12 protein-coding genes are annotated in these 13,232 nt (G+C 47.2%); 4 read left to right on the top strand and 8 right to left on the bottom strand.

Going from position 1 to position 13,232, the window contains the following annotated elements:
• Positions 1-2,305, top strand: a 2,305-nt coding sequence (locus RW114_RS17980; protein ID WP_340124135.1) for a tandem-95 repeat protein, incomplete at its 5' end; no start/stop codon positions are given.
• A gap of 51 nt (positions 2,306-2,356) precedes the next feature.
• A complete protein-coding gene (locus tag RW114_RS17975; RefSeq protein WP_340124134.1) occupies positions 2,357-2,686 on the top strand; it encodes a hypothetical protein in 330 nt (109 codons plus the stop codon).
• Here the strand turns inward: RW114_RS17975 and RW114_RS17970 are convergent.
• A complete protein-coding gene (locus RW114_RS17970; protein WP_340124133.1) occupies positions 2,657-3,094 on the bottom strand; it encodes a hypothetical protein in 438 nt (145 codons plus the stop codon). The genes RW114_RS17975 and RW114_RS17970 overlap by 30 nt on opposite strands.
• The gene (locus RW114_RS17965; protein WP_340124132.1) at positions 3,085-3,981 is read right to left on the bottom strand and encodes a transglycosylase SLT domain-containing protein; all 897 of its coding nucleotides are present in this window, start codon (positions 3,979-3,981) and stop codon (positions 3,085-3,087) included. The genes RW114_RS17970 and RW114_RS17965 overlap by 10 nt, the downstream gene beginning before the upstream one ends.
• 637 nt (positions 3,982-4,618) lie before the next feature.
• Between RW114_RS17965 and RW114_RS17960 the strand changes: the two genes are divergently transcribed.
• Together RW114_RS17960 and RW114_RS17955 are read left to right on the top strand one after the other, a co-directional pair.
• Entirely contained in the window at positions 4,619-5,293 is a 675-nt protein-coding gene (locus tag RW114_RS17960; RefSeq protein ID WP_340124131.1) for a transglutaminase-like cysteine peptidase, read from the top strand.
• A gap of 15 nt (positions 5,294-5,308) precedes the next feature.
• Positions 5,309-7,240: a bifunctional diguanylate cyclase/phosphodiesterase gene (locus RW114_RS17955; protein WP_340124130.1), complete on the top strand. Its 1,932-nt coding sequence runs from the start codon at positions 5,309-5,311 to the stop codon at positions 7,238-7,240.
• 650 nt (positions 7,241-7,890) lie between these two features.
• Here the strand turns inward: RW114_RS17955 and RW114_RS17950 are convergent.
• From RW114_RS17950 to RW114_RS17925, 6 genes are all read right to left on the bottom strand, one after another.
• Positions 7,891-9,183: a TRAP transporter large permease gene (locus RW114_RS17950; RefSeq protein WP_340124129.1), complete on the bottom strand. Its 1,293-nt coding sequence runs from the start codon at positions 9,181-9,183 to the stop codon at positions 7,891-7,893.
• The gene (locus RW114_RS17945; protein WP_340124128.1) at positions 9,183-9,662 is read right to left on the bottom strand and encodes a TRAP transporter small permease; all 480 of its coding nucleotides are present in this window, start codon (positions 9,660-9,662) and stop codon (positions 9,183-9,185) included. Before RW114_RS17945 ends, RW114_RS17950 begins: the two co-directional genes overlap by 1 nt.
• 12 nt (positions 9,663-9,674) lie before the next feature.
• Positions 9,675-10,676, bottom strand: coding sequence for a TRAP transporter substrate-binding protein (locus tag RW114_RS17940; protein WP_340124127.1), 1,002 nt, complete (start codon positions 10,674-10,676; stop codon positions 9,675-9,677).
• Between the two features lie 3 nt (positions 10,677-10,679).
• Entirely contained in the window at positions 10,680-11,540 is an 861-nt protein-coding gene (locus tag RW114_RS17935) for a TRAP transporter TatT component family protein (RefSeq protein WP_340124126.1), read from the bottom strand.
• Positions 11,541-12,353: 813 nt separating this feature from the next.
• Positions 12,354-12,650 (bottom strand): type II toxin-antitoxin system RelE/ParE family toxin, encoded by a 297-nt coding sequence (locus tag RW114_RS17930; RefSeq protein ID WP_340124125.1) that lies wholly within the window; start codon positions 12,648-12,650, stop codon positions 12,354-12,356.
• The gene (locus tag RW114_RS17925) at positions 12,651-12,920 is read right to left on the bottom strand and encodes a type II toxin-antitoxin system Phd/YefM family antitoxin (RefSeq protein WP_340124124.1); all 270 of its coding nucleotides are present in this window, start codon (positions 12,918-12,920) and stop codon (positions 12,651-12,653) included. It abuts the gene before it with no gap.
• Between the last annotated feature and the right edge of the window lie 312 nt (positions 12,921-13,232).

Raw genomic sequence — 13,232 nt, 5'->3', positions numbered from 1 at the left:
CGCGAACAACGACGCACTGACGACGGCGGAAGACACCCCGCTGACCATTGCCGCGAGCGCGCTGACCGGCAACGACAGCGATCCGGAAGGCGACACCTATAGCATCACCGGCTTCACCCAGACCAGCAACGGTACGCTGGCGCAGGACGGGGACGGCAGCTTCACCTACACGCCCAATGCCAACTACAACGGCGGGGACAGCTTCACCTACACCATCACCGACAGTCAGGGTGCCACCGACACGGCGACGGTGACCATCAACGTGACCCCGGTCAACGATGTTGCCCCCACTATCGGAACATCCTCTCTCAGTGTCTCCGAAGAAGGACTTGTTGCTGGAGTTAAGGATACGACAGGCAGCAACGACACCACGGATCTCGCAACACGAACTAGCACGATCGCCATCACTGGCACAGCTCCGCTCACAGCAGAACTTAGCTTGGTCGGTTTGCCCACCACTCTCAAATCTGGTGGAGTCGTAATTGCTTGGTCTTATGATTCCGATAATCCCGCTATCATTCTCGGCAAAGCTGGTTCCGAACTCGTCATTCAAATCACCCTTAACGGAGGTTCCACTGCGGTTACTCCAGCATCCACCGCCCTCAGCTATACGGTTGCCTTGCTTGGTCCGGTAGACCATGCTTTAACCAACGTCGAAGATACCTTGAGTTTCAATGTCGGTGTGACCTTGTCCGACGGCAGCAATCCAGTTGCTTCAAGCAGGATTGGCATCACCATCGAAGACGACATGCCGGTCCTCACAAACATCGAATCTCTCGTCGTTGGCAATAGTACGGCTTCCACCATCGGGACGATTACAGGCCTGTCATTTGGTGCGGATCATGCGGCATCGACAGGTGCATTCACGCTCACAAGTACACCCAAGTTGGAGGGAATCACTAATATTTTGTCTGACGATGGCAAGACGTTGACTGCCTCAATCAACGGTCTTAATAATGTTTACGACAGTACAGACGCGGTGTTCTACACCGTCACTCTGAGCGACAACAGCACTTATACTTTCAATCTGGTAACGCCGCAGCCCACGCAGTTGATTCCTCTTAACTTTGCTCAGGTGACGGCAGGTGGTCCACAAGAGATGGTCACTTTGACCGCTGGCACCAACAGTGTGACCTTCGATGGTTTGCAATTCAATCCAACCACCTTTGCCCCGATTAATTCCACCAGCTCCAATGTGGATGACATCAACGCCAACAGTATCGGGTTTGGTATTGGCAACGGCAATGTGGACGACAACGAAGGGTTTAGCGCCAGTGTGGTGCAGCCGGTAGATGGCATGCAGTTCACAGTGGTGGCGGCAGCAGGCAATATAGATGCCACGACTATTTACTGGAAGGCCTTTGCGGCCGACGGTACCACTGTGGTCGATAGCGGCACGATCAGCCTCACGGGCTTGAAGAACGTGGCGTCTTCGCAGGTGGTCAGTATCCAGTCGGATGTGGAATTCAACATCATAGAGGTACGCTTTGATCACCCCGATTCGAACGATGCTGTTCGTATTCAGGGCTTCAGCCTGATCGACAAGATCGTGCCCTCTGACTTGGCACTGAACTTTACCGCCACGGCCACCGATGGTGACGGAGATCAAGTATCAGCATCGTTCTCTGTCAATGTGGACAGCGTGCCCACTGCGGTAGATGACATCACCTACACTGTGCAAGGTACCGATGGCGATGGCGACAGCGTCAATGGCCTCATCGGTGCAACCCTGTATCCGGCGCAGCCTACGATTTCGGGTACAGCAGGTAACGACACCCTCACCGGGGATAATGCCGATAATTACCTGCTTGGCGGTGATGGTGACGATATACTCTCAGGAAACGGAGGTGATGACCTTCTGGTTGGCGGTGCCGGTAATGACACCCTGACCGGTGGCAACGGCAACGACATCCTGATTGGCGGCACGGGCAACGACATACTAACCGGTGGAGCGAGTGCGGATGTCTTCAAATGGAATTTAGCAGATAAGGGCGAGGCTGGTAATCCAGCGCATGATATTGTGACCGACTTTGGTAATGGAAATAATGTGCTGGATTTGAGGGATCTTTTGACCGGGGAACATGACACAAGTCTTGCTAACTATCTGCACTTTGATAAATCCGGTTCAGATACCGTTATCTCTGTCACCAGTAACGGTGGAAACGGCATCGGAGAAAACTATGATGCGGGGAAAGTCGATCAAACCATTACGCTGGAGGCCGTTGATTTGGTAACGGGATATGATACCCAAGCAGCGATGATTCAAAGCATGCTCGACAGTCAAAAACTGATCACGGATAATTAATATGGGTTGACTGAAAATGCTGGATAATTTGGCGAGTAAGAGAGGCGTTGTATGGCTTATGTGATTAGGGATGCCGATGGCAACATCATGGCGGTGAGTCCGAAAGAGATAAACTCCCCGGAGTGGGAATTTATTGATGCCCATTCCAGGGAGTATCTTGGCTTCCTGGAATGGGCCATTGCCGAGCAGGATCCGTTTCGAGAGAGTGATATTCAGCTTGCGCGGGTACTGGAGGATCTAATCTCAATGCTGATTGAACGCGATTTGATTCGATTTACCGATTTTTCTGAGCCTGCCCAGAAACGTCTGATAGAAAGACAGACTATGCGTAAGAGTAGCAAGCAATTAAATCTAATTGATGACGAACAAGGTCTTTTTTAAAATCAATTTTTCTGACATCATATTCTGACTAAAGGCCAGCGATTCCGGAAGCGACTCAAGCAAGCTTTTGCTTGAGTCGCTTCCGGCGGGTTTCTGCTTCACAGAACGGCCTGACTGCACCGATTCTCTATAGGCCAACAAGCGGTATCCCACTCTAACACGTTGATCGTAGCGGCTACATCGGCGTAATTTTCGTACCCGCAATCGACGCAAAGGAACTTTGCTTGTGTTTTTCGATATATAACCACAGTACCGGCAAGTTCGACTGGTGTTATGGGATGATGGCGGCACGGCAAGCAATATCCCGCCGTCCCATTCCATTTTATTGTTCAGCTGCCGTCTGGGACTATATTGATGTCGAGTGATATCGAAGATGCCGCAAGTCCAGGAAGCTTCGCTTAACAGCATTTTTCTTTCTGATACAACCTTAGCACATGCGTCACATATTGCTTTGTTTCAGGATAGAGCGGTACGCCGTGATAGCGATCTACAGCACCTTCACCCGCGTTATATCCAGCTGCCACCAGCGCAACATCGCCTTGGTAACGATGTAACAACCATTGCAAATACTTTAAACCGCCTTTAATATTTTGCGAGGCATTAAACGCATCCCCCACGTTAAAACGCTCTGCCGTTGCAGGAATGATTTGCATTAACCCCATCGCATTTTTAAGTGAGCGGGCATCCGGCTCAAAATTAGACTCTACACTGATAATAGACAAAGCAAGGTGCGGATCGATGTCATACCAGGGGGACATCGTTCTGACCATATCCACAATCCAGATTTTGCTTTTCGGCAGCCGACTCAGTCTGGTTTTAATGTCAATATCGTAACCTACGGTTGAGCTAAAGAAGATTGGTTTTTCCGGTTGCTGGGTAGCAGAATTTATACAGCCCGGTAATGTTGATGATTCTAATCGAATTGACTCCAGCATATTCTGAGCCTCATAGTGTCCCTGCTGACCTGCCATCGAAAATAACGCTGCCGCATAATTGCGTTGTTTGGGCACGCCGGCGCCAAACGCATATAACATGCCGAGTTGATACTGTGCTTCAGTGCTACCTAAACGTGCCGCTTCGCAATAACGCACAGCCGCCTGCCATAAGTCGTGCGAACCGCGAGCATGGTGAGCTAATTTAGCCGCCTCTTTCAGCAACTTTTGTGTGGACGGAGGTTCGTACTCCAGCTTTAATGTTAGTTCTTCATCGGATAGAGCGAAACAAGACGACTCATTGAGAAAAAAAATAACGACACAACCTAAAAAAAGACGGATATGTGGAAATAATCGGATCATCGTGGAAATCTCCTTTGCTCATGACAAAGCCAGTCAATACATCGATTTGTAGGTCTATTTTAAATATCTCATAAGGCGGAAATAAGTAAATACAACCAATGCGTTATAGATTTTTATCTAATTTTTGTCATGCACAGAGAAAAAATCCAATAAATTACATGCCATACCGAGTATAAACCTAGTCGGAGTCAATAGAACGATTTTATCGCTCACCTAAAAAATGTGCTTTCCCTTAGATGCTCCGTTCAAAGCCAAGCTTGTTTTGTTTCTTCCCAACTATATGATAGGTAATGGAATTTAAAAAAATGGGTGTTGTTGACAGGCTTGTCGTATGAATATATTAGCCTTCGGTTTGCTCATTTTTAAAAACATATTTATATTCAATTGGTTGCAACAGTAGAAGTGGCCTTTTTTGCCAAAAAGCAACAAAAATCATCTATAATAATCAATTTATTGCAAAAAATGAGCGAACCGTGGGTATTAGGCTATATTTACAGAAGTTTATTTAAAAATTTGCAAGCTTACCTATCAATTTAGATCATAAATACCGCTAGGACCGATAGCATGAAAGCAAATTACATATCAGCCATCCTTTGAGGTCATAGTCATAACACAGCCAGTCCTCTTTTTTAACCCGATGAAAAATATCTTGATTAAGATTATTTTAGGTATTCTTGTTTTTTTTATTTTATTTCACCTATCCAATGCAACCGACTTTAACAAGTTAGCCAGTCTCGCGGGCCAAAGATATGGAATTTCTGCACGAAATACTATTTTAAGTTTGCAAGCCACTGTTGACCAACTCAAGTCTGCATCAGACATGGAAAAGGTCAAAGGCATCAATGACTTTTTTAATACGGAAATCAAATACTTTGATGAGGACATTAATATTTGGGGCGAATCCGACTATTGGGCAACACCCTTAGAGTCTTTGGGTATGGAGCGTGGCGACTGTGAAGACTTTAGTATTGCCAAATACATATTCCTCAGGGTGCTTAATATCCCCAATGAGCGCCTCAAACTTACCTATGTTCGAGCCCAAATAGGCGGTCCGCGCAGTAGGGTTTTCGTGGCGCACATGGTCTTGAGTTACTATGCGACGCCTACGGCAGAACCCCTCATTCTTGACAATCTCATTCCAGAGATTCGCCCTGCCTCCCGACGCGGTGACTTGATCCCGATTTTTGCATTCAATAGCGAGGGTCTTTGGACTGGTGCGGCCAATACTCCTAGGGGTGGGTCTTTGAACAGTCTTTCACGCTGGCGTAATGTACTGGAGCGGATTCAAGCTGACGGTATAGACAAAATATAATTATAAGGAATCACTATGTCTCTCATTAAAAAATTATGGATAGCCATCATCATCGCCATAGCATTGGCTTTTAGTGCCAGCATTGTCGTCAATACGATATCCAGCAAAGAGTATCTTGAAAAACAACTCCAGATGAAAAATATCGATAACGCCGTCTCTCTGGCGCTATCGATATCACAAATGGAAAAAGATCCCGTAATCATTGACCTGATGCTCTCTGCACAGTTCGACAATGGACACTACCAGTACATCAGGCTCACCGATCCTAACGGCAAACTGATGACTGAAAGGGAAAGCAGCAGCCAATCGCCGGATGTTCCGCTCTGGTTTAGCAAGCTTATTCATATTAGCGCTCCCCCCGGCATCGCGCAGATACAAAATGGCTGGTCGCAATATGGCACGTTGTCGCTGGCAAGCACGACCGAATTCGCCTATCAGGATTTATGGAACGGAACCTTAATGGCCTTGTTCTGGAGCGCAATTATTGCCGCCATCACCGGCTTGATAAGCACAATTATTTTAAAAAGGATACTCCGCCCGTTAAAAGAGATGGTCAACATGGCTGAAGCCATTGGTGACCAAAACTTCTTCACCATTCAGGAGCCAAAAACCATCGAATTTAAAACCCTGGCCCGGGCTATGAACCGCCTTTCCAACCGGATCAAGGAGATGCTGAGAGACCAAACACAACTATTGGAAGGGCTGCGACTGGAGGCCAACTATGATCCCGTTACCGGATTAATGAACCGAAAATATTTCATCAGTCGCGTGACCGCACATGTTTCCGACGAAGAAAGCTTTAATGATGGTGTGCTGGTTGTCTCTCATATTTCCAACCTGGCAGAAATCAACGAAACACTTGGCGGCGTAGAGACCGATGCGCAATTGAAGAAAATGGGTAATGCGCTGGGAGCATTATGTCATCAATATCCTTCACTTATCGCAGGCCGCTTGACTGGCGCTGATTTTGCAGTTTTTTCAAAGCTGCCGACAGATCATCATGTACTAGCCACTCAGATCAAGAACGTTCAATTAAAGGTCGTCAGTAACCTACAGGATACTTTCCCGAATTTTAATTTATCAACAACATTCAGCAAAATCAGCAAATCGGATCAACTCGAAGGTCTCAAAAAACTCATCTCTACCGCCAACGAAAAAGCGGGGGCAGATGAAATTGACATCATCGATTTGATTAACCATAACTTCATCACCACCTATGAAAATAATGATGAAGTTGAGTGGCGCAATATGCTGACAACCGCGCTGAACACCAAGCGCTTGAAACTTGCCGCTTTCCCGGTCATCTCTTCATCGGGCAAGCTTATCCATAATGAGAGTCCGGTGCGTCTGCAACTCGAAAAAGATGGCGCCTGGGTTTCGGCAGCCGAGTTTATCTCTTGGGCGATTAAACTTGATTTGATTACTCAGATTGACGACCGGGTCGTCGAATTTGCAATTGAAACACTTGCTGAGGGGGGAAACCTAGCCATCGGACTCAATGTTTCTACAGGTGCTATGTGCAACCCATCCTATCTGGATAAACTGATCGCGCAGCTTAAGCAGCATCCTGATATCGCCCAACACTTATGGCTTGAGGTTACCGAGGACGGTGTATTTAACCAGTTGGATGAGTTTAGGCACTTTTGTAAAACGCTCAAACCGCTAGGCTGTAAAATTGGTGTTAAGCATGTAGGCGCACAAATATTACGCTTAGGTGAACTGCATGACCTTAGCCTGGACTACATCAAGATTGATGCGTCCCTGATCCGAGGTATTGATAGCAATACAGGCAACCAAGCTTTTTTGAAAGGCTTATGCCTGATTGCCCATTCAATCGGATTAATGACCATCGCAGAAGGCGTTTATAGCGATAGAGAAATCATCATCCTGCCAACATTGGGCATAGATGGAATGACAGGGTCTGCCATTAAACCGATTTCTGATTAATTAAGGGCTTAAGTTAACCCGTCATACCGGCAGCAGAGAAGCCGTATAGGTTGAGTTGTTTCTGTTCCACGGCACGTTTTGTATTTTGAAAACACGGGCGTTAGTCTACTGAATCCTTTTGTAGAGTAAAAGGTTATAGCTTGGACTTAAGCTGGGGCAAATAAATTTATCGAAAAGCATCGTAAAATCCCGCCGTTCAGGGCATAAGTATCTACACAAGTTTAATGACTTATAAAACAATTGGTTAAATTCGATTATTCATGATTTCTGGTTAACAACTGACTGCATTGAGTGTCAAAACTCACCTCGTAAAGGTGATTATCTTTATGAAAAACCGACTATATTTCCCTAACCAACTGATTATATATATTTAAAGTTGTGTAGATACCTATGCGTTCAGGGTGGGGTTTTATTACGTTATTCATGGATAAAACGGTAAGTAGTCGTTCAAAAGTCTTTTAACATTTTTTAGTAACCACGAAGAGCATGAAGGACATGAAGTTAACTATTTTTCTTCGTGATCTTCGTGATCTTCGTGTTCTTCATGGTAAATAAGGAGACAAATGTTTTTTCATTTTGTTAAAAAACTTTTGGTTGCCTACTTATAACAGTATTTTCCTGGCCCCTTAGCGATTCAACAGTATGCTCATTCACTGGCCGCTATTAGAATTCAGCCAGTTGGGCAAACCCAGCGTCAGTGTTGGCCAGTAGGTAATGATCAGCACGGCCAGCAGCAGAATAAAAAAGAACGGCAAGGTAGCCAGGTAAAGCTGCAACATCGGGCGTTTGAACCGATAACTGGCGATAAACAGGTTCATGCCGACCGGTGGCGTAAAATAACCGATCTGCATGTTGGCGAGAAAAATGATTCCCAAATGCACCGGATCCACGCCATAACCGACGGCTATCGGAAGCAGCAACGGAATCATGATGACCAGCGCCGCAAAGATGTCCAGCATGGTGCCCAGTATCAGCAGAAAGATGTTGAGCACCATCAGAAACGTCAGCTTGCTGGAAATGTGATCCTTGACAAAGCCGAACAGACGCCCCGGCACATCAGCGTCGATCATGTAGTTGGTGGATGCCAGCGACACGCCGAGTATCACCAGAATACCGCCGACCATAACCATCGCGTTGCGCATCACGGCCGGCAGTTGTTCAAGACTGATCTCCCGGTATATCAATACTTCGACGATCAGGACATAAACCGTGGTGACCGCAGCGGCTTCCGACACGGCGAAATAGCCGCTGTAAATCCCGCCCAGCACGACGAACGGCAGTGGCAGTTCCCAGCGGGCTTCGCGCAGGGCCTTCCAGGCTTCACTGGCGGTGAATTCGGCTAAGGCTAAATGACGGTTTTGCCAGTAGCTCCAGCCCGACAGTAAAACCAGCATCAGAATTCCAGGCATGATGCCGGCCAGGAATAATTCATCGATGGTAAAAGGCCTGCCTACGCCCATTTGCTGAGCAATCACGCCGTAAAGTATCAGCGGTAACGAAGGCGCAAACAACAAGCCTAGGCTGCCGGACGTGGTGACCAGGCCGAGACTGAAGTTTTCCCGGTAACCGGCCTGGATCAAAGCCGGGTACAGCAATGCGCCCAACGCGACAATAGTAACGCCGGAGGCGCCGGTGAACGCGGTCAGCAACGCGCAGGCGGTCAGTGCAACCATGGCTAGGCCGCCCGGCAACCAGCCCAGTAATGCCTGGGTCAGGCGCATCAGGCGAGCTGGGGCGCGGCTTTCGCTCAATAAATAGCCGGCAAAAGTGAATAATGGAATGGCCAACAGGATCGACATATCGGCCAAGCGGTAAAACTCGATGGCCACGACTGTCAGGTCCACCTCGTTCTGATAAAACCCGAGCAACGCGCCAGCGGCAATAATGGCGAATAACGGGGTTCCCAATAACGCCAAAATAATCAGTATCAGCGACAGCAGCATTATGATGTTTCTCTGTTGCCTAAAACCTGGAGTCCGTACAGGAAAAACCGCAGGCTCATAACGCCGAAACCGAGCGGGATAATCAGTTCACAGGCCCAGGCCGGAATTGAAGCAAACGCCGTGGTCGCTTCCTGGTAGTCCAGCAGCACCAGACGTCCGCCCTGCCAGGCCAGCAATGCGCAAATGCTGGCAGTAAACCAGTAGGTTAATAATTGAGCGGGGTTTTTCAGGTAAGTGGGTAAGAATTTGCTCAATACATCGATGCTGATATGGTTCCGGTCGCGGGTGGCCGCCATCGCGCCCAGTAGCGCGATCCATAACACCAGAATACGCAGCAGCGGATCGGCCCAGCCAATGCCGCTGCCCCAAACGTTCCGGAGCGCCACCTGGCCGATCGCGAGGACTATCATCGCAGCCAGTATCGTGACCAGTATGCCATCTTCCAAGCGCATTAACCAGATTGTTAGATGTCGGCACATAGCGTTAATAGCTTAGCCACGGCTCTGGCGAAAATCACGCAGGTGCTTTTTTAAGGTGTCGATTATCGGTTGACTGAGTATGCCTTCTCGTCCCATTTTTACTTCAGTCGCTTCTAGCATCGAGCGCCAGCTGCTCTGGTCGTTTTTATCGGTCGGCACGAATTGAATGCCCTGATGCTGTAAAACCTTGAGCGCTTCGGTATTGCCGCGACGATTGATGCTGTTCAGGTCTTTATAAACTGCACCGATGACTTCGCGTACTGTTTGTTGATCTTCGGATTTGAGTCGGGCGAAGGCTTTGGCCTGGACGATCATCGTCCCGTATAAATAAGCCAGCGGCTCGTCGGTGACATATTTAATGCGGGAATGCCATTGCAAGGCGATTGCTCCCATCGGTGAGGCGGCGACAGTATTGATCAGGCCGGTTTGTAAAGCGGTCAGAACATCGGTAAGCGGCAAAGAGATCGGCGAGACACCGACCGTCTGGAAAGCGCTGCGGCTGATGTAATCACCCTCTGGAACCCATATTTTCTGGCCTTTAAGGTCCTCGACCCGCGCCACCGGTTTATCCGCCATCAAATAGGCAAAGCCGCCTTCGCTCAAACCGAAACTGATAAAGCCGTTTTTTTCCAGACCCTTGATAATAAGATCATCCATGCGGGAGCGGACATAATCGACTTCATCGTAAGACCGGAAAATCAGCGGCAGGCTATAGATTTGCGAATCAGGGTAAATATTTTTCAATCCGCCGCCAGGGATGATGCCGCCTTGCAGCTGATTGACGTTGATTTTACGCATGACGCTGGCGTCGTTGCCCATGATGCCACCGGGATAGAAACGGAAGGTCACGCGACCGGATGTGCGTTGTTTAATTTCGTCTGCAGCCTGGCGCATCTTTTCCATCCAGACTGTCCCGTCCGGCGAGGCGGTGGCAATCTTCAGGGTAACCGATAAAGCCTGCTGCGAAAAAAGCGTCAGGCATACAAAGAACAGGGCGACCGTGAATCTGTGCATAGTTTACTCCTGAAAATAGCTATTGGATTCATCCAATAAGCGTTGAGCTTCCAGTTGCGCCATCGTGTTGGAAAGAGTCAGGCCGGAAACGTTGGGATTGGCCTGCAGGACTTCATGCAACAATCTGTCATGCAAGCTGCGATCATATATCATACGCGCATAGTCACGGGCCAGGGCCACTTTGACGGCCAGATCTTTACCCTTGGACAGTTCAATAGCCCGTTCGAAGTGGTTTTTACCGGCTTCCGGTTCCCCCCCTAAGGCTGGAGACAACTGTGAGCGGAGTAAACCTAAGTAATAATGGGCGCGTCCGAAATCCATACTTTCATCCAGCTTGAGCACTCTTTCAAATATGGCCTCGATTTTTGGCTGGTCGGCAATTGCGTTCCAGTCCCGGCTGCGTGCCTGTAACCAGGCGGCCCAGGTTAATCCGTAGGTGTACAGCTCATTCAGCGTATCTTGATCGACCGGTTGCAGCGCCGGTGTAAAAACATCATAAGCCAAGGTATCGATGTTGCATAGCTTGGGTTCTTTCAAGCATAGCGCTCGCTGGGCATAGCTGCGCGCTTTTTCCGTAAGGTTGCGCCTTCGGGTATCATCTTTAACCATTTCAGAAGCAAAAAAAGCATAAAGTTTGGCTCCCGATACCAACAGGCCGATATCGTCCGGATTTTTTTCGATCAATCCGTCCGTCATTAACAGATAGGCTGGCAAGCCTTCGCGGACAATGATGACGTCGCTTTGGTCGAGAATGCCGCTAGCAATCGAATCGGATACCTGATGCAGCGCCGATGGAACGCAACCGGAAAACAACGGCCATAAAAGCAGGAAGACTAGGAGTTTAATCCGTTTTGGTAGAGCCACAAGGATATTCCCATAATTAAGAGCGATTGATACTATATATTATTATCTGATGTTGCATGTATAGATAATAAAAAAATCGCAGTCCACGAAAATCACAAAAAAGCACGAAAAACTGGGTACAGAAAAGCGTGTCTGTTGTAATAACCAAAGCTTCTGAATGAGTAAAGGAACCTTGGCTAGCATCGGCATGCTGACATGAGCGTCAGTATCCAGTCACATGAATATGAATGACTTGGTATTTACGCCGTCATATATGACTCTAGGTTTTTCGTGCTTTTCGGGGACAGTGCGTAACGTTAATCATTATTCCATAATCTATTATTATTTCACAGCTCTTCAATCTGCTGCCTTATTTCCGGTAGAAAATCGTCTATAAAGATCAAGCGGTTAAAGGCCGGATGGGATAATGATTATTTACTTCATGTCATCAGGATGATTTAAGCTCGATTGCCCTGCATTATTCATGCAGTTGATTAATGTTACACATATCAGTTATGCAGAAAATCAAGGCCGGGTAACATCGGCTTTTTTGTGGGCATTGCATGCCTATTTTTAATGGCGGATTTTCTCAAATGCCTATAGGCTATTAAAAACGACAGGCACAAAAAAGGCCTAGGTGAAAAACACCTAAGCCTTTGAAATCCTTGGAGCTGGCGATGGGAATCGAACCCGCGACCGGCTGATTACAAATCATGCCATTTTACTATAACTTATTGATTTTATTGTTATTTTAATATCATTTTTTGCGTGATTTGCATAACTGAGCATAACGAATCACAACCGAAACACGCAAAATTCACGCAAGCCTCCTGCTCAATTTGGGGCAGGCAGTTGTAACAATCGTTCACTACGCCATATCCTAATTACATTTATTGTTTGGTTATCCAGCCAATACACAATACGAAAAGGTGGATGAATCAGTTCGCGTATTTTGGGTTCGTCGAATTCGGGCACTATACGACCGATTTCAGGATGATCTTCCAGGACTTCAGCATGAGCAATTATTTCAGCTACAAACTTATCGCCGATGGTAGGGGCACCTTGTTCCAGATAGTACGCTTGAATGTCGGCAAGATCGTTAAAGGCAGACTCGGCAAACAACAGTCTCATCTAACGAATACCCAGCTTGGTTCTGACCTCACTTAATTCCATGACGTTTCCATTTTTGACATCCATTAACCCTTGGGTAACGGCTTTCATGAATACCCGTTCTTCTTGGTTCTTTTCGTAATCATCTAGGTCTTGAACCACAGCAACACCACGACCACGACTGGTAAGCAACACGGGTCTGTGGGTTTCTTTAACTTGATTAACGACTTTGCCAGGGTTGATTTTCAGATCACTGAGCGGAATAACATCTTCAGAAAATTTAGTAAGCATTGCTACACCTTTGGCTATTGTTTTATGAGCAAATTATAGCACCTATTAACAGGTGCCGTTTAGAGCCCTAATAATAAACAACTGAAGTTTCCCAGTTTTTGAGTCGGTAACGTATAGGAAAACCTATTAAAGTAGGGTTTGCCATAAACGAAGCAAACCCTGCGTTAAATACCCACACCTTATAAGCATAGCTATCTACACAAGTCACATTAGGAAATCCTGAGCTGTTTCTTGCAAAGCGGCAAGCTCCTCATGGGAGTAACAATCCAACACCTCCTGCATAGAAAGGAATATCCATAATCCTGCCAACAA

This window comes from Methylobacter svalbardensis (assembly GCF_037671525.1).
GTDB lineage: Bacteria > Pseudomonadota > Gammaproteobacteria > Methylococcales > Methylomonadaceae > Methylobacter_A > Methylobacter_A svalbardensis.
The sequence above is the reverse complement of the archived record's forward strand: the minus strand, read 5'-3'. Positions and strand labels throughout refer to the sequence as shown.